The sequence below is a fragment of the Candidatus Saccharibacteria bacterium genome (assembly GCA_016699955.1).
In the GTDB taxonomy this organism is placed as follows: Bacteria; Patescibacteriota; Saccharimonadia; order Saccharimonadales; family UBA4665; genus JAGXIT01.
Genome location: CP064993.1, coordinates 79,417 through 97,515, shown reverse-complemented (window position 1 = coordinate 97,515; position 18,099 = coordinate 79,417). Strand labels below are relative to the sequence as shown.

The following is an 18,099-nucleotide window of genomic DNA, read 5'->3' as shown; positions in this document are numbered from 1 at the left end:
CCACCGCTAGCAAGCTATCTGTTATACTAGGCGAATGACAGCACAAGATATCCGTAATGCGTACCTGAAATTCTTTGCCGACCGTAGCCACGAGGTAATACCGAGGGCGCGGCTGGTGCCAGACAACGATCCGACCACGCTTTTTACTGGTAGCGGCATGCAGCCGCTTTTGCCGTATTTGCTAGGAGAAAAACACCCAAAAGGCGTGAGGTTGGTCGACAGTCAGACGTGCTTACGCGCACAGGACATTGAAGAAGTCGGCAACAATCGCCACACGACATTTTTTGAGATGCTCGGGAATTGGTCGCTTGGCGACTATTTTAAAGCTGAGCAACTGCCATGGTTTTGGGAATTTCTCACTGATTTTGTGGGGCTTGACCCCAAAAAGTTATATGTAACGGCCTTCATTGGCGATAACACGCAGGGTATTCCGCGTGACACTGAGTCTGCCGAAATCTGGCAGAAACTATTTGCGTCACAAGGCATTGAAGCCAAAACAGTCGAAATAGGTTCTGAAGCCGATGGCTCGGCCAAAGGTATGCAAGGCGGACGAATCTTTTTCTACGACGCAAGCAAAAACTGGTGGTGCCGAGCCGGTAAGATTGGCGACATGCCTGCCGGTGAGCCAGGTGGGCCAGACAGTGAAGTTTTTTATGAGTTCAGTTTCATCACTCATGACCCGAAATGGGGTGAGCACTGTCATCCGAACTGCGATTGCGGCCGGTTTATGGAAATCGGCAATAGCGTGTTCATGGAATATGTCCGCACCGAAAAGGGTTTTGAAAAGCTACCGGCTCAAAACGTCGACTTTGGCGCAGGCCTAGAGCGGATTGCTGCCGCACAGCTGAACTCGCCAGACATGTTTAAGATAAGTGTTATTTGGCCAATCATTGAGAAGCTTGAGGCTATCAGTGGCAAAAAGTACGATAGTCACACCGAAAGTATGCGGGTGATTGCCGATCATCTTCGGGCCGCCTCGTTTCTAGCTGTTGACGGCGTCACACCGAGCAATAAGGAGCAGGGCTACGTCATGCGCCGCCTGGTGCGTCGCGCCATTCGCTATGCGTTTGATTTGGGCATTGAGCAGAATTTCCTTGAGGCAGTTGTGCCGGTTATCGCCGACATTTACGAAGCCGATTTCCCTGAAGTCAAAGACAACCGCGAAACCGTCATTGCGGTTCTGGCCAAGGAGGAAAAAGTATTTCGGCAGACACTGCGCAAAGGACTGCAGCAGCTCGAACGCATGGCTGAAAACGGGCTCACCGGTGAAAACATTTTTACTTTGTATGATACATTTGGTTTTCCGACCGAGCTAAGCACAGAAGAGGCGGGGGTTCGTGGGTTTAATTTGAGCGCCACTTGGCAAAAAGAATTTGAAACCAAAATGGCCGAGCAACGAGCGCGCAGCCAAACAGCGGCAAAGGGAACTTTTAAAGGCGGCTTGGGCGGCCACACCATGCAGCATAGGCGGTATCACACGGGTACCCACCTGTTACAGTCTGCACTGCGTGAAATTTTTGGGTCAGAGTTACGTCAGCACGGTAGCAATATCACCGAGGAGCGCCTGCGGTTTGATTTCAACCTTGACCGCAAAATGACTCCTGAAGAAATTAAACAGGCAGAAGACCTTGTAAACCAGTGGATTGCCGAAGACCACCCAGTGAAATTTACCGAATACCCGACGCTGCAAGCACTCGACATGGGTGCTATCGGTCCGTTTGGGGAACGCTACGGCGAAACGGTGAAGGTGTATCAAATGGGAACAGACGACCATATCGTTAGTCTTGAAATCTGCGGTGGCCCGCACGTTGACCACACCGGCCAACTTGCCCAAGATGACGAGGGCAATCCTAGTGGCAAGACCTACAAAATCATTAAAGAAGAAGCCTCCTCCGCTGGCATTCGCCGTATCAAAGCCGCCATGGTCTAGTCCACCGAGGACGCCAGTATAATTAAATCATAAGAAAATAAAAGCCAAGATATACAAATACTCGTACTGGAGGCGTTATGTTACAATGGAAACCATATGCTTGATAAGTTCAAGAGTCTTAAAGATACTGCTTCACAGGTTGCAAAAAGCCGGGTTCGAAGTAGGAAAAATGCCGAGCCACCAGAAAAACACCTTGTGGCGCTTGATATCGGTACCGAATATGTCAAAGCGCTGATTGCCCGCGTCACCGACGAAGGAATAGATATCATCGGTACTGGGCGAGCCCGCCAAAAACTAAGCGACATGCAGGCTGGGGCAATTGCCGACATTGGCGGGGTGGTAGAAAACTGCGACGCAGCCCTTAACGAAGCCGAGCAGCAAGCCGGTGTCAGTGTTCGAAGCGCGGTCATAGGTATTGCCGGAGAGCTTGTCAAGGGCACCACCACAACCGTGAGAGTTGTGCGCAAAACACCAGAAGTGGCAATGGATATGCCCGAAGTCGAGCGCATTATCAAACTGGTGCAACAACGCGCAGAGGCCAAGGCCAAGCAACAACTCGCCTGGGAGCTTGGCGGCAAAGAAGTCAGCGTCAAACTGGTTAATAGTGCGCTTGTTGGCATGGAAATAGATGGCTACCCAGTCACTAACCCGGTTGGGTTTCAGGGCAAGGATGTTCTTGTCCAGCTTTATACGGCGTTTGCACCACTTATACATATTGGTGCGCTTGAACGGACGGCCGAGCAGCTCGACCTTGACCTGATTGCGGTGGCAGCGGAACCGTTTGCCGTAGCACGTGCCGTGATAGGCGACGACCAGTCGGCAAGTATGAGCGCCATTCTCATGGACGTAGGCGGTGGTACAACAGATATTGCGGTCGTCAACGATGGTGGCGTACAGGGCACAAAAATGTTCGGCATCGGCGGCAGGGCGTACACACGGGTTATTGAGCGGGATTTTGGAGTCGAGTTTGACGACGCAGAGCAAATGAAACTTGGGCTAGCGGTTCAGAGTTTGCCGCCTCAAAAAGTCGCAGCAGTAGAGAAGTCGCTTTCGAAAGTGCTCGATGTCTGGGTTAGTGGTGTCGAGCTTGCACTGGGCGAGTTTACAAAACTTGACCATTTACCACACCGTATTTATCTTTGCGGAGGAGGCTCTAGCTTGCAGCTACTTGTTGACCGTCTGCACGATAGCGATTGGTACACAAAGCTACCCTTCACCCGTAAACCAGTTATTGAGCATATTCATCCTGACCAAGTCGTAGGCATAGTTGACCAGAGCGGGAAAGTCAAAGACCACACGTTCGTAACGGCAATGGGGCTACTCCGCGTGGGGGTTGATACGGTACAATATACCGGTAGCACTGGCGATACCATGAAAGAAAAGCTCGATAGGATACTCCATGTCTGATGATGAAAATATGATAGTCGCAAAGTCCGGTAAACTGAAACTAAAATCTCCAAAACCCGCCAAACCGAAAAAGCTTACGCAGTCTCGGGCGGCTAGCCCAAAGCTTAGTACGGTGGCGGGCACAACTGCCAAAGAAACCATTTATGTCGATGTTGATGATGAAATTACAGCCATTATTGAAAGGGTTGGCAAATCCAAGGGTGGTATTATTGCGCTCGTTTTGCCGAAGCGCGCAACAGTACTCCAAAGCGTAGTCAATATGCGTCTTCTGAAGCGAGCGGCCGAAGCTGGCAACAAAAACCTTGTGCTTGTGACATCGGAGGCTAGTTTGTTACCGCTAGCTGGGCTTATCGGTATGCATGTTGCAGAAACGCCCTCCAGCAAACCAGCCATTCCACCGCGGCCTGATTTACCTAGTGACGAACCAGAAAATGTCGACGAGCCACTGCCCGTTGCCGACAACAGCGGCACGGTAGCAGACGAATTTGACCCCGATGCGTCCGGTGAAATCCCTGTCGGTGAGCTAGCGGGCTTACCGCCTATTGCCGCTAGCAAGACGCCAATCGAAGAAGTAATCATGGATAATGGTAGCGAGCTTGCCGGCGCTAATACGGACGAAAAGCTTGACGTCATTCCGGTCAAAAAAAATAAGAAGCTGGCCGTTCCAAACTTTGACAAGTTTCGTCTTCGTATTGCTCTTGGCGTCTTTGGGGTTATCTTTCTCGTAGTTGGATGGGTTGTTGCAACAACCTTACTGCCGAAAGCCAGCGTTGCCATAAAGACAAATTCACAGGTTGTCAAAAGTAACTTAAACCTTACACTAGATACCGCCGCAAAGCAGCTTGACGAAGAAAATAAAATTATTCCAGCAACTGCCCAGACACAGCAAAAATCTTACACACAGCAAGTTGCGGCCACCGGCCAGCAAAATACAGGAGACAAAGCTACTGGCACGGTCAAATTTTCCGTTACCAAATGTGCCCCCGATGTCGGCGCGCCCAGTGATGTTACAACTGGCTCAAGCGTGACTGCCGCAGGTAAAACATTTATCACGCAGGAAAAAGGAGAATATTCATTTAACGGAGCAAGTGGTAGCTGCGTAAAATACACCACAAACAACGTAAATATTACTGCGCTCAAAGCCGGAGCTGAGTACAACATGACATCGGGTACGACATTTACGAGGCAAGGTGGGACGAGCGGTACAGGCTCTACTGCGGGCGGAACCGACAACATCGTCAAAGTTGTTGCCCAGGCAGATATTGACTCTGCAAAATCAAAAATTGCCGCCCAAGATTCTACGTCAGTAAAACTAGAAATGGAAACAGCTTTGAAAGCCAAGGGCTTATTGGCCATAACCTCCACGTTTCTGACGGGAGACCAACAAGTTAGCTCCAGCGCTAGCCCAGGCGAATCGGCAGATACCATCACTGTGACATCAGTTGTACCGTACACCATGCTGGGCATTAAGCAAATTGACCTGCAGGCGTTAGTTGTTGCCAATGTCGAAGAGCAGATTGACCCAAAAAAGCAAAAAATTCTCGATAATGGCGTCGCAAAAACAGTTTTCACACAGCAAACACCCGGTACGGCAACAAGTGCTGTAGTGAGTGCGCGGGTCGAATCTGTCGCTGGGCCGGAGCTGAATGTCGAAGACCTAAAGAAACAAATTGCGGGGAAAAAGGCCAACGAAATAAAGCAAGTCCTAAGTGCGCTACCCGGTGTAACCGAAGTTGAAGTAAGTTATGGTCCGTTTTGGGTGTCATCTGCGCCAAAAGATACAAGTAAAATAACGGTCACTATTGCAAAGCCGACAACCGCCCGCTAGTATGGCAGCCGACTACATTCTCGGGATTGATTATGGTGAAAAACGGGTTGGTGTTGCGCTAATGCACGAGGTGGCGCAGTTGCCGCGCCCGCTGACTACGCTCATCCATACGCCCCAGCTGCTCAGTGACATTCAGCTACTGATTGAAAAAGAACACGTCTCTAGTGTTGTGGTTGGTGTGCCGCGTAATATGGATGGCAGCGAGAGCACTCAGAGCCAGGAGTGCGAAGCATTTGCGCGTAGGCTTGGTGATGTTGTAAACGTTCCCGTGTACACCACAGACGAAACACTTTCAAGCGAGGAAGCAGAAGCTGCGCTACGAGCCATTGGTAAGGCATATACAAAATCGGATATTGACGCAATGTCGGCAGCATTGATTCTCGAGCGGTACCGTGAAGAACAAGGAGGAGCATATGACGTATAAAGCACGAGGTTATACACCATCAGGCAAGAACAAACGGCGCAGGGGTAAACTCATTGCAGTGTGCACTCTTGCGATCATTGCCCTACTGGGTGTAGGCGCCTTCTTTTTCTGGCGAGACTACACCGCTGGGCTAGAAGCTGTCGGCGGAAACCGTACCGAAACCATCACTATTGAGCAGGGCGCTTCAGTAAAAAGCATTGCTGCAAAACTGAAATCGGCAGAGCTAATACGTAGCGAGAAAACGTTTGAATATTACGCGCGGATTCACAAAGTCAGCAGTTACCTCCAGGCCGGGTCCTACGAAATAAGCCAACGCCAAAACGTTCCCGAAATTGTGTCGCAACTTACCCACGGAAAGGTCGCCACAACCTATGTCACTATTCTCCCCGGCCAGCGTCTTGACCAGATCAGGCGATCACTTATAAACCAAGGTTTCACCGAAGCCGACGTCGACGCGGCATTGGTTCCGCAGCAGTATGACAATTACCCCGCGTTTGTCGATAAACCTGCCGGAACAAATCTTGAGGGCTATCTCTATCCCGAAACTTTCCAGCGTACCGCAGCGACGACAGCAAAAAATATTGTCGAACAATCAATTTTACAGCTGCAAAAAAACCTCACCCCCGAAATAACAGCCGGCCTTAAAAGCCAAGGACTCACTACTTATGAAGGTCTTGTCATTGCCTCAATAGTCGAAAAAGAAGTTGTCAGCCAAGCAGATCGTGCCCAAGCAGCGCAAGTGTTTATCAAACGTCTGAAAAGTGGCATTCCGCTCGGAAGTGACGTTACGGCTCACTATGGCTCTGTTCTTGCCGGCAAAGGCAAAGATGTCACCTACGACACACCCTACAACACACGCTTGCACACGGGGCTACCGCCTACTCCCATAAGTAACGTAAGCAAAGTTTCGCTTGCAGCCGTCGCAAAACCGGCTAATACAGACTGGTTATTTTTTGTTAGTGGTGATAACGGCACAACATACTTCTCAAAGACGGTTGCCGAACATGAAGCGCTGGCAGCCAAATATTGCCACAAACTCTGCGAAGAATAACAGGGGTAATGTGTTAACGAGAGTTGCTTGAACGAAGTTTTCTGGTACAATACCTTAGTAACCATTCCTTCAAAATCTGATGGAGGGTTATACTTTTATTCGCAGCAAACGATATAAATCAATGACATCGGTCTCGGTGTCCCCACATAGTAACGTAAAAAGCGTATAAGAGTCTCGGTCCTGCCCTACAACTGTAGTGCGGCACCAGGAGAATCGTATTAGTATTTCAAACTCAGGGTCAACAGCGTCCCAACGTTTACAGCGCGGACGGCAGCTTGCAAGCCGGCGCTTACAAAAGACATTACGACGTAAGGCCGTTAAGAAGCGCCTTGTACGTTTCAGCCTTGTGGCGGCCAACTTTTTGTTGTTGAGTGCTGTGTTGGTTTTTGTTGTTACCAGCGCACATTCAGATACTGTTGCCACCGTTTCTTCACAAACATCTGCAGAAACCGCTGCGGTTAGTCCTGTCGACAGGCTAACCTCATTCGACGTAGCTGCAAATATCGCGCACACCGTCAATCTGCCAGAAAAAACACCCATTACAAACCAAGCACAAAGCGCCCGTGTCGCGGTGGTAGTTAGCGCAAGCGACACAAGCGTTGCAGCGAAACCGCAAGTTGTGACAGCCGGCCAAAAAAGTTGGCGAGACATCACCGATTATACCGTTGCAGCCGGTGACAATGTAAGCACTATTGCGCAAAAATTTGGCGTTACGTCCGAAAGTATCCGCTGGTCAAATGGTTTGAGCAACGACAACGTAACTGCGGGCTTAAAACTCGTCGTACCTCCAGTAAGCGGTATTGTTTATACGGTCAAAACTGGTGACACACCGCAAAGTGTCGCTACCGCTTATCACGCAACCGCTGAGAAAATTGCCCAAATGAATGATGCTGAACAAACCGGTTTGGTGGTTGGAAAACGTATCATTATTCCTGATGGCAAAATCATCCCAGTGGCTACCCGAACATATACAAATGCGACTTCTGTATACGCCGCAAGCTTTTCTCCGCGTTATGGTGCCAACGGTTACGATTTTGGCTGGTGTACCTACTATGCCGCAGCCCGCTCCGGCGCACCGGGCAACTGGGGCAATGCCAACACCTGGGCATATTACGCCCGAATAAGTGGTTGGCGAGTTAGCTCAGTCCCAACTGCTGGTGCCATTTTCCAAACGTCAAGTGGCTGGGCGGGGCATGTCGGCATAGTCGAAGAAGTCTACGAAAACGGCACAATGAAAGTGAGCGACATGAATGGTTTTGCTGGTTTTGGTCGTGTCGGTTACGCAGTCGTTTCGGTTTCGGCCTATCCAAACTATATCACCCGCAACTAAATCGCCCAGTTTTTAAACTGAGGGACCAACGAGTTTTACGAAAGTGTACCAGGTACGTTGCTCGGATTATTAAGCTACCTCTGTTATACTACCAAGTGTGAAGTTTATAGATGTTGCAGATGTGCAAGTTGCGGCAGGAGACGGCGGTAGTGGCCGCGTGTCTTTTCGGCATGAAAAATTTGTTGACCGTGGTGGCCCCGATGGTGGTGACGGCGGCAAGGGCGGCGATATTGTCTTTGTGGCCAGCCGCAATCACAACACGCTTATGGATTTTCGTTATCATAAATCACTCGCTGCCGAAAAAGGCGGGGACGGTAGTAAAATCAGAAAGCATGGTCGAAATGGTGGCGACCTGCGCGTGTCTGTACCCGTTGGAACGGTGGTGCTCGAAGACGATGTCATTCTTGTTGATCTTTCTGAAGACGGCCAAGAGGCCATTATTGCCGCAGGCGGACGAGGTGGGTTTGGTAATGCGCACTTTGTGAGTAGTGTGCGTCAGGCACCAAAGTTTGCAGAGCCCGGCGGAGAAGGTGAAATTAAAAACCTCAAACTAGAGCTGAAGCTCATCGCCGACGTCGGTTTGGTCGGCTTACCAAATGCTGGCAAGTCAACCTTTTTATCGGTCGTTAGCAACGCCCGTCCCGAAATAGCCGACTATCCGTTCACGACACTAACGCCAAATCTGGGAGTAGCAGATGTGCCCGGTGCCGGCAGTGTTCTTATTGCCGACATCCCAGGGCTTATTGAAGGAGCAGCCGAAGGGAAGGGACTGGGGGACGAATTTTTGCGACACGTCGAACGTACGGCCGTTTTGCTACACCTAGTCGATGTCACAAGCAACGACATTGTCGCCGACTACAAGACAATTGAAAATGAAGTAAAACTCTACTCCGCTGAATTAGCATCCCGGGCGAAAATGGTCGTACTAACTAAAACAGACGCCAGCCTGCCAGAGCTAGTCGAGGAAGCAACAGAAACGCTAAGGAAAATTATTCCTCCAGCAACACCAATTTTTGCGATATCGTCGCAAGCACATAGCGGCGTGAAAATTCTCATGTATTCTCTCGTAGGCTTGGTTACTAGAGAGCGGCAGAAAACATTCGAGGAAGCAGCCAAGGCCGTACCACACGAGGGCTTGCCTGTGCTGACACTGAAGAGTGAAGAACCCTGGTCCATTGAAAAAACAGCCGAAAAGTATTTAGTCTCTGGTCACAAAATAGACAAGTTTGCTGCCCGGACAGATTTTGGAAATGAAGAATCAATCGCTCGTCTGCGAGATATTATGCGCAAAATGGGTATCAGTCATAAACTTTCTCGTATGGGAGCGAAAGCGGGTGACAGGGTACAGTTTAAAAAAGGTTCCTTCGAGCTGTAGCTATGAGCACACCGACCCTCTTTTGGTATGATCTTGAAACCAGCGGTATTAACCCTCGCGAGGACCGAGTTATGCAGTTTGCAGGGCAGCGGACAACCTTCGACTTGCAACTGCTTGGGGAACCAGTAAACATTTTAATAAAGATGTCTGACGACGTATTGCCACAGCCAGATGCGGTACTCCTTACCGGAATCACACCGCAACAAACCATCGCAGATGGTATTACTGAGCTTGAATTTTTACGACATTTTCGCGACGAAGTCGCAGAACCCAACACAATTTTTGTCGGGTTTAACTCAGTCAGGTTTGACGATGAGTTTATGCGCTACCTACATTACCGTAACTTTTATGATCCGTATGATTGGCAGTGGAAAGACGGTCGAGGGCGCTGGGACTTACTTGATGTCGTGCGAATGACGCGGGCGCTTAGACCAGACGGTCTCCAGTGGCCCATAGTAGACGGCAAGCCTGGCAACCGACTTGAGCTGCTTACCAAAGCCAATAACATTGAACACAGCAATGCTCATGACGCGTTGGCAGATGTGTATGCCTGCATAGAAATCGCTAGGCTTATCCAGGCTCATCAGCCAAAGTTATATCAGTGGTTGCTAAAGATGCGTGGCAAAAGTGAAGTCAGAAAATTGGTAGAAGCAGATCAGCCATTTGTTTACAGTAGCGGCAAATACGACAACGAGACCGAGAAAACAACTGTCGCCATACGCCTGATTGAGCACCCAAAGAAGCAGGGCGCATTGGTCTATGACCTGCGACATGATCCGACGCCTTTTCTTACTATGACAGCTGAAGAACTGGTCGAACGTTGGCGGTGGACGCGCGAACCAAACGCACCGGCTCGCCTGCCACTCAAAACAATGCAGTATAACAGATGTCCGGCAGTTGCGCCGCTCAGCGTTTTAGACGCGGCATCTCGGCAGCGTATTGCCGTCAATCTGGAAACTGTCAAGAAGCACGTTCAACTGCTACAATCACAAACTGCCTTTAGCAATAACGTGCGCAAGGCTCTGGAGCTACTCGACCAAGAGCAAGAGAAACGGCAAAAAACAACAACCCTTCCTGTCGACGCCCAGTTGTACGACGGATTTTATAACCAACACGACAGTGGCTTACTCCCAGTCGTGCGCGCTGCTGAGCCGGCGGATATCACGCCAGATTTGGCGGCTGAATTTCACGATGAAAGACTCGCTCACTTGCTCCCACTGTTCAAGGCGCGCAATTACCCGGCTCATTTGAGCGACGAGGAACGAACGCCTTGGGAGTCGCACCGTTACCATACGCTGTTTGATGGTGGAGAGCAGAGTCGACTGAGCCGCTATATGCATCGTTTGAGTGAATTGGCGGGCGATAAACTGAGCGATGAACGACGTTTTTTGCTTGAGGAATTGCAGCTTTATGCAGAAAGTATTTACCCAACGCCCGGCTCGTAAGGTAGGCTTTGAGGGTATTTTATCTTTTTTGCCGCTGATAGTTGGCGTGCTTAACGAGAGGGTAGCGTACCCAATAAATGGATGTGACAAGTCGAGTATAGTTTTGGCGGATCTCGCCTGCGGTAACTGCCGCGCCCCAGCGGTATTGTGGTGAATGCGTTTATATGCCTCAAACAAAAGCCATAGAAACAACACGCTCACCGCAAGCGTGAACCAAAAAACATAATCAGGCTGATAATCAGTCCCAGGTATTTGCCCCAGTACAATGGTTTCTTCTATCGACACCGCCGCCACCTCACGAGATATTATGAGGGCATTATATCACAAAGTCACATAACAATCAATATAGTTGCATAAAATGTTTATGGTTTCTTTCGACGTCGCTCTTTGAACGATTCTAGGCGTTGTCGGTTCATGAGTGCGATGAACGTAGCGCCAAAAAAAAGACTGGCTGCAAGCGACACCTGCCACCAAACAGCATGATTCCATGCGAGATACGCAGCTACCCCGTAGAAAGCAACCACAACAACATCGTACGTCCACTGTGCCACGGCGTGTGCCGGAAATAGTTTTTGTATAACCTTGCCGCCGTTGTTAAGCACATACTCACGTAGGTCATGAGCCCATTTGTTGTTGATACTTAGTAAGCCCAAGCCGGCAATGAGTAGTGGAATACCCCCAGGCCCTGGCAGCCAGCCCGTCAACCCAGACGCGATTATGAGTAAATAACCAGCGATGTCCGTGAGAATACGTTTAGTCTGTGTTTGCAATGACATGTACGGTATTGTACCCACAAACTGCACTTACGCAAACTCCCGAATTAGTAAACTAACGACCCAGTAAACCTATCAGCAGCGCTGTATCTGCCGGTTTCTTTGTCTAAAAATTAGCGACAGCTACTTTTTCTCAAGATAGCTCGTAAATCACTTTAAAATGAAGCAGTAGTCCGTTTTTAGCGTGCTAAGACTGGAAAAAAACAGGGAAAACGAGTATACTGTTTCGACTTATGCATGACGAAATTGTGGTCAAAGGCGCGCGTGAACATAACCTCAAAAACATTGATGTGACGATTCCGCGTGAAAAGCTAGTGGTTATTACTGGACTGAGCGGCTCAGGCAAATCAAGCCTTGCTTTCGATACTATTTATGCCGAAGGACAGCGACGATATGTTGAAAGCCTGAGTGCCTACGCGCGTCAGTTTTTGGGACTCATGGAAAAACCCGACGTCGACCAAATAGATGGACTGAGCCCAGCGATATCCATCGACCAGAAATCTACCAGCCGGAATCCCCGGTCTACTGTTGCGACAGTTACAGAAATATATGATTACCTTCGTTTGCTGTTCGCGCGTATTGGCGTGCCACATTGTCCGGTTTGCGGCAGTCCGGTTATGCGCCAAACAGTCGCAAACATCATTGACCAGGTTTCAGCGCTGCCAGCTGGCGCAAGGCTGATGATTTTAGCGCCAATTGTCATAGACAAAAAGGGCCAGTTCGAGCACATCCCCGAGCAATACCTGCGCGCCGGCTTCGCGCGTGTTCGCGTAGACGGTGTCGTGTATGCGCTGGATGAGTTTCCAGAGCTCGACAAAAACATTCGGCACACCATACAGGTTGTCGTCGATAGACTGCTGAATGACGACGAATCTCGAACGCGCCTTGCTCAAAGTGTCGAACAAGCCCTGGACGTTGCTGAAGGTAAGCTGGCAGTGTTGAACGCCGACACAGACGACCTTCAGACATACAGCCTTATGTACGCCTGTGCCAATCATCCTGAAGTGGCCATTCCAGAGCTGGAACCGCGGACGTTTAGTTTTAATAGCCCACACGGCGCCTGCCCAACCTGCACCGGGCTTGGCTCGCGCTTAGTTGTTGATCCGGAGCTGGTTATCCCAAATGGCCGCCTGACCATTGCCGAAGGTGCCATCCGTCCGTACAACCGTATTAATATGGACAACTGGTATGTTCGCAAGCTCCAGGCTGTTGGGGAGAAACACGGCTTCACTCTGCAAGAGCCGACAGCCCAAATTTCTGAAGTCAATCTTAAACGCATTTTGTACGGCACTGGAGATGATGTCTACAAGGTTTCACTTGGGCATGGCCGCGTGTTTAACTCTACTTATGAGGGAGTAATCCCAAATCTCGAGCGTCGACACAAAGAAACTGACAGTGATTTTATGCGACGTGATATTGAGCGTTTCATGCAGGAAAGGCCCTGTGCAGCCTGTGAGGGTCGGCGGCTGAAGCCCGAAGTTCTTGCGGTGACTATCGGAGATAAATCCATTATGGATATTTGTGAGTTGTCGATAGACGATGCGCTCGAATACTTCAAAACACTTTCTTTGAACGAGCTAGAGATGACAATTGCAAATCTTGTTCTAAAGGAAATATCGGCACGGTTACAATTTTTGGTTGACGTGGGGCTTAACTACCTTACTTTGCTGCGTGGTGCTACGACTTTGAGTGGCGGTGAAGCTCAGCGTATACGACTGGCGACGCAAATCGGATCGGGGCTTATGGGCGTTTTGTATGTGCTTGACGAGCCAAGTATCGGCTTGCACCAGCGGGACAACGCTCGTCTTATTGGCACGCTGAAACATCTGCGTGATCTTGGCAACACAGTTCTTGTCGTAGAACACGACGAAGAAACTATTCGTACGGCCGACTACCTGCTAGACATTGGTCCTGGAGCTGGTATACACGGTGGGCATGTGGTAGCTCATGGTACTCCCGCGGACGTTGAACAATCTCCACAGAGCATCACCGGCCAATACCTATCTGGCAAAAAGAGTATCGCCGTGCCAAGTAAGCGGCGAAAAGGTAACGGTAAATCTATTCGTATCGTAGGAGCGCGCGAAAACAACTTGCAAAACGTGACGGTGGATATTCCGCTTGGCAAATTAGTTGTAGTCAGCGGTGTTAGCGGCAGTGGAAAATCAAGCCTTATAAATGACATTCTCGCGAAAGAACTTCATGCACGCCTACACCACGCTTCAACTGTACCAGGCCGGCACGATGACATAGAGGGTATAGAGCATCTCGACAAAGCAATTATAATTGACCAGTCACCTATCGGTAGGACGCCGCGGTCTAACCCAGCCACATATACAGGACTGTTTACGCCTATTCGTGAGCTATTCGCCAGCGTGCCAGAGGCAAAACTTCGTGGCTATGCCGCTGGTCGTTTCAGCTTTAACGTCAAAGGTGGACGGTGCGAAAACTGCTCAGGAGACGGCATAATCAAAATAGAAATGCACTTTCTACCTGACGTCTATGTGCCCTGCGAAGTCTGCCAAGGCAAACGCTACAACCGTGAAGCCCTGGAGATACACTTTAAGGGCAAAACTATTAGCGATGTGCTGTCAATGACGTGCGAGCAAGCACTGGATTTTTTTGGAAATATCCCAGCCATTGCTCGCAAACTGCAAACGCTCGTAGATGTGGGGCTTGGCTACATAGCGCTTGGGCAGCCAGCGACGACACTAAGCGGCGGCGAGGCGCAAAGAATCAAACTTGCTTCTGAACTAAGCCGTCGCCCGACTGGCCGTACCCTCTACATCCTTGACGAACCAACAACCGGCCTACACATGGCTGATGTCGAAAAGCTGTTGCAGGTGCTACACGCGCTCGTTACGGCAGGTAACAGCATGGTCGTTATCGAACATAACCTAGACGTGATAAAGTCGGCCGACTGGCTAATTGATATGGGTCCTGAAGGCGGTAACGCCGGTGGCCAAATCATAGCCGAAGGCACCCCCGAGCAGGTAGTGAAAATTGACGCTAGTTATACGGGCAAGTATCTTAGGCACATGCTGATGCCGAGTTCGGGTTAATCATTAGTCCTTACTTTTCGGCGTAACAACTTGGCGCGGATTTTGGGGTCTTTGAGGGCGTGGTACAGGGTTGGAAGGAGTGTTACGAGAATGATGCCGATAAGCACTGGTTCAATGTAGTGCTCAACGCCTGGTATGCGGCTGCCGACAAAATACCCGAGCAGGGTTACGCTTGCTGCCCAAACAATATCACCTATTGCATCGTAAATTACGAACTGCTTATAATCCATCCTTCCGGCGCCAGCAGTAACGGGCGCAAAGCTGCGAATGATGGGTATAAAATGAGCAACTAACATAGTTTTTGTTCCGTATTTTTCGTAAAACTTCTCGGCCTTTATGATGAGATCTTTGCGGAAAATAATCCCATCTTCTTTTTTAAATAACTTGGGGCCAAGGTGCTTGCCTATTTGATAACCAGTGTTATCGCCGATGATGGCTGCGGCTGCAATAACAAATATAGTGAGAACAATGGGTAATTGCCCGGCAGCGGCCAGTATACCTGCGCTAAACAGGAGCGTATCACCCGGGAAAAAGAATCCGACCATCATGCCACTTTCAGCAAAGATGATGAGAAAGAGAATAAGCAGTCCGCCCGAGCGGACAATTTCGGTAAAATCCAGCATGGTTCTAGTGTACAGGAACCATGTTGACTGCGCTATGTTTTGCAAAATCTCGGTGTTTATGTGCTATACTACCCCTAGAAAATAAGGAGATACTACATGTCGGATGCTATTACATTACTAGTAGAGCCGCGCGAAACGCTTGGTAAGGGCGTTAAACGCTTGCGGAAAAGTGGGATTGTTCCTGCAGTTATTCATGATCACGGCAAAGCTTCCATTCATATCCAGGCTAACCACCAGGCTATTACGAAAGTATTTCATACCGCAGGACGTCACCATCCGGTTGAGCTCAAAGTCGGTGATAAAAAATATACCGCACTTATTCGTAGTGCAAGTATTGACCCGCGCCTCGGCACGGTCACACACGTAGTCTTTAACGCCGTCAGCGCCAACCAGACGGTAGAAGCCCAGATTCCAGTTAAGCCACGCTATGCCGAGGGCAATGAATCAAGCCCGGCTGAGCGTGCTGGCTTGATCGTACTGACGCAGCTAGACGAAGTTGAGGTCAAAGCGTTACCAAAGAACCTACCAAACGAGCTATTTTACGATGCCGAAAAACTTGTCGCAGTGGGTGATCATGTTAACGTATCCGACTTAGATGTTCCAGAGGGTGTTGTCGTTGAAACTGACGCCGCTCATGCGGTCGCAGCAGTCTTTGAGCCAAGTGCACTCGCTGCCGCCAACGATGAAGCGGGTGGTGACGCCGAAGAAGTGGCTCCCGCGGCCGAAGAAGCCGAAGGCGAAGACGCAGCCGCCGAAACAGCTCCAGCCGACTCCTCAAAAGAGTAGTTTGACTTAGGATTTTAAAAGCACCCCAGTTATATGGGGTGCTTTTTCACCCCGTTCATATAAATAGCGTGTTACCTAACCCCAGCTAGGTGTAACCGCCACAACCAGCGCCTTTAGGCGCTAAGCGAGCGAGAGCGAAGCCTTCAGGGGTGGGGAGCTTATACAACTGGATTAATTCCAGTTGTATAAGCGGGGCGGGCGAGCCCGCCCCTTTAGAACTCGGCGTTTACGCCGAGTTCGGCTACTTATACCCTTCGGCTTGTTTAGTGAAGAGCTCGTGATAGAGGCCTTTTGACTGCATGAGCGTAGTGTGTGTGCCTTGCTCAGCTATCTTACCCTTGTCAAGAACAATAATACGATGAGCTCGGCGGACAGTCGAAAAACGGTGGCTAATGATAATGGCCGTGCGGTTTTGGTAGTGTTCAAATATGTTATTAAAGATGTCGTATTCGGCTTTGGCGTCAATGGCAGAAGTTGGTTCGTCAAGGATGAGCACCGGCGCATCACGGTAAAAGGCTCGAGCCAGCGCCAAGCGCTGCCATTGTCCGCCACTTGGCTCGATGCCTTTTTCAAAGCTGCTATTTAACACTGTATCCCAGCCGTAAGGCAAGTGATTTACCATTTCAGTAACATCGCTTTTGTCACCGGCACTTTGCAGACGTGAGCGGTCTAACCCTACGGTTGGATCCCCAATAGAAACGTTCTCATGTATGGGGAAGGGGTACTCATTAAAGCTCTGGAAAAGTGTCGCAACCCGAGCGTACCATGATTCTATAGAAATAGCCTGAAGATCGACTCCATCTATAAGTATTTGCCCACCAGTTGGTACGTAGAATCGGAGCAGTAATTTTATGAGAGTGGTCTTGCCTGCGCCATTTTCGCCAACCAGTGCGACGTGTTCGCCAGGTGCTATGACAAACGAAAGCTTATGAAAAACTTCTCGCTTCTTGCCAGGGTAGGTAAAAGAAACATTGCGAAATTCTATGTTTGGTACAATTGTGCCAGAGAGCTGCTTGGAACCTGGTCGGTCTACAATAATTTGTTTTCTTTCCAGGAGTTCAAAAAAGTCTTCAGCAAAGAGCAACTGTTCTTGCATGCGGCTGATTGAACCAAAAACAGCATTCAGGGCACCGCCGACTCGCAGCAGCGCGCCTGACAGGAAAAAATAACGGTCTAGCCCGATACTTCCTGCCAGAAATTGTCGCAGGAGTACCACTGCTCCTATGGCAGTCCCGCCGACCTCAAATAACTTTGAAGGCACAATAACACGACTCACTTGTCGAAATGCCTTCTCCTGTATGCTGTAAAAGTCTTCGTTCATATGCTCAACTTTACGCAGCAAATATTCTCGCGCCTGCATACTCCGTAGCTCCATAATGTTACGGTGTTGACGTAACATCCACTCAAGCCCCCAAAATATATGTCGATTATCGCCCTTATAATCCCACACGAACCACTGTAGTTTTTGCAGGCGATTTTCGGCCAGTAAGCTTGGTAGCAAAAAGACAGCCAGCACCAGCACTACCCACCATCCAATTTGCGCTGCCACAGCAGTGATGGCCGCGAACCGTATGAGCGAATAGCAAAAATCCATGACCGATTCGGCAAGATTTGGTACTTGCCAAGTATAACCAGCACTCACTTTGTTAATCTGGTTACGCACGAGCGAATTATCGTAATCAGCAAGATCTAGCCGGGATACTGCTTCCTGAAAGCCGGTTGTTGCCCAGCGCACCATTTTAAAATACACGAGCCGTTTGCTTGCACTCATCATCCAAAAACCGAACGCTATGCCTACCGCGCAGGCTATGTCGATCCATAGCCAGAACCAAATATCCCCAACCTCCCTAGTGGTCAAGTATGCGGCTAGTAGGCTGCCGAGTTTCGCAGTTGCGTACATTGAAAGGAGTGAGCTGCCAATTTCGAGAAATGCGCCCATAGCGTAGACAGAAACTGCCACTGGCCGTTCTTGCCAGGTCAATCGTAAGACACGAAGCCCGGTTCGAAAGGCATGCCGGGGTTTTTGGTCGGTTGTGCTCGTATCAGTCTGTCCCATGTCACTGTCCAT

General features: G+C 49.7%; 13 protein-coding genes. 10 read left to right on the top strand and 3 right to left on the bottom strand.

Features of this window, described 5'->3' with window-relative positions; all coding sequences use genetic code 11:
* Positions 1-34: 34 nt before the first annotated feature.
* The 8 genes from IPL85_00520 (at position 35) to sbcB (ending at position 10,790) form a co-directional block, all read left to right on the top strand.
* On the top strand, positions 35-1,930 hold the full coding sequence (locus tag IPL85_00520) for an alanine--tRNA ligase (GenBank protein ID QQS19936.1): 1,896 nt from the start codon (positions 35-37) through the stop codon (positions 1,928-1,930).
* Between the two features lie 96 nt (positions 1,931-2,026).
* Positions 2,027-3,337: a pilus assembly protein PilM gene (pilM, locus tag IPL85_00515; protein QQS19935.1), complete on the top strand. Its 1,311-nt coding sequence runs from the start codon at positions 2,027-2,029 to the stop codon at positions 3,335-3,337.
* Positions 3,330-5,165: a hypothetical protein gene (locus IPL85_00510; GenBank protein QQS19934.1), complete on the top strand. Its 1,836-nt coding sequence runs from the start codon at positions 3,330-3,332 to the stop codon at positions 5,163-5,165. The genes pilM and IPL85_00510 overlap by 8 nt, the downstream gene beginning before the upstream one ends.
* Entirely contained in the window at positions 5,140-5,589 is a 450-nt protein-coding gene (ruvX, locus tag IPL85_00505; GenBank protein QQS19933.1) for a Holliday junction resolvase RuvX, read from the top strand. Before IPL85_00510 ends, ruvX begins: the two co-directional genes overlap by 26 nt.
* Entirely contained in the window at positions 5,579-6,640 is a 1,062-nt protein-coding gene (gene mltG, locus IPL85_00500; protein QQS19932.1) for an endolytic transglycosylase MltG, read from the top strand. Before ruvX ends, mltG begins: the two co-directional genes overlap by 11 nt.
* A gap of 196 nt (positions 6,641-6,836) precedes the next feature.
* On the top strand, positions 6,837-7,970 hold the full coding sequence (locus tag IPL85_00495; protein ID QQS19931.1) for a LysM peptidoglycan-binding domain-containing protein: 1,134 nt from the start codon (positions 6,837-6,839) through the stop codon (positions 7,968-7,970).
* Between the two features lie 97 nt (positions 7,971-8,067).
* Positions 8,068-9,345, top strand: a complete 1,278-nt coding sequence (gene obgE, locus IPL85_00490) for a GTPase ObgE (GenBank protein QQS19930.1) — start codon at positions 8,068-8,070, stop codon at positions 9,343-9,345.
* A 2-nt stretch (positions 9,346-9,347) separates the two neighbouring features.
* Positions 9,348-10,790 (top strand): exodeoxyribonuclease I, encoded by a 1,443-nt coding sequence (sbcB, locus tag IPL85_00485; GenBank protein QQS19929.1) that lies wholly within the window; start codon positions 9,348-9,350, stop codon positions 10,788-10,790.
* A gap of 362 nt (positions 10,791-11,152) precedes the next feature.
* On the opposite strand, the gene IPL85_00480 is transcribed toward sbcB, so the two are convergent.
* Positions 11,153-11,566 carry a hypothetical protein gene (locus tag IPL85_00480; protein ID QQS19928.1) on the bottom strand — a complete coding sequence of 138 codons (414 nt, stop codon included), beginning with the start codon at positions 11,564-11,566 and terminating at the stop codon, positions 11,153-11,155.
* 230 nt (positions 11,567-11,796) lie between these two features.
* On the opposite strand from IPL85_00480, the gene uvrA reads away from it, so the two are divergent.
* Positions 11,797-14,622 carry an excinuclease ABC subunit UvrA gene (gene uvrA / locus IPL85_00475; protein ID QQS19927.1) on the top strand — a complete coding sequence of 942 codons (2,826 nt, stop codon included), beginning with the start codon at positions 11,797-11,799 and terminating at the stop codon, positions 14,620-14,622.
* Here uvrA and IPL85_00470 read toward each other — a convergent pair.
* Positions 14,619-15,245, bottom strand: a complete 627-nt coding sequence (locus tag IPL85_00470; GenBank protein ID QQS19926.1) for a VTT domain-containing protein — start codon at positions 15,243-15,245, stop codon at positions 14,619-14,621. The two genes, uvrA and IPL85_00470, sit on opposite strands and share 4 nt — an antisense overlap.
* A gap of 96 nt (positions 15,246-15,341) precedes the next feature.
* Here IPL85_00470 and IPL85_00465 point away from each other — a divergent pair, with 96 nt between their 5' ends.
* Positions 15,342-16,031 (top strand): 50S ribosomal protein L25, encoded by a 690-nt coding sequence (locus IPL85_00465; GenBank protein QQS19925.1) that lies wholly within the window; start codon positions 15,342-15,344, stop codon positions 16,029-16,031.
* Between the two features lie 241 nt (positions 16,032-16,272).
* Here IPL85_00465 and IPL85_00460 read toward each other — a convergent pair whose 3' ends face one another.
* Positions 16,273-18,099, bottom strand: a complete 1,827-nt coding sequence (locus IPL85_00460; GenBank protein ID QQS19924.1) for an ABC transporter ATP-binding protein — start codon at positions 18,097-18,099, stop codon at positions 16,273-16,275.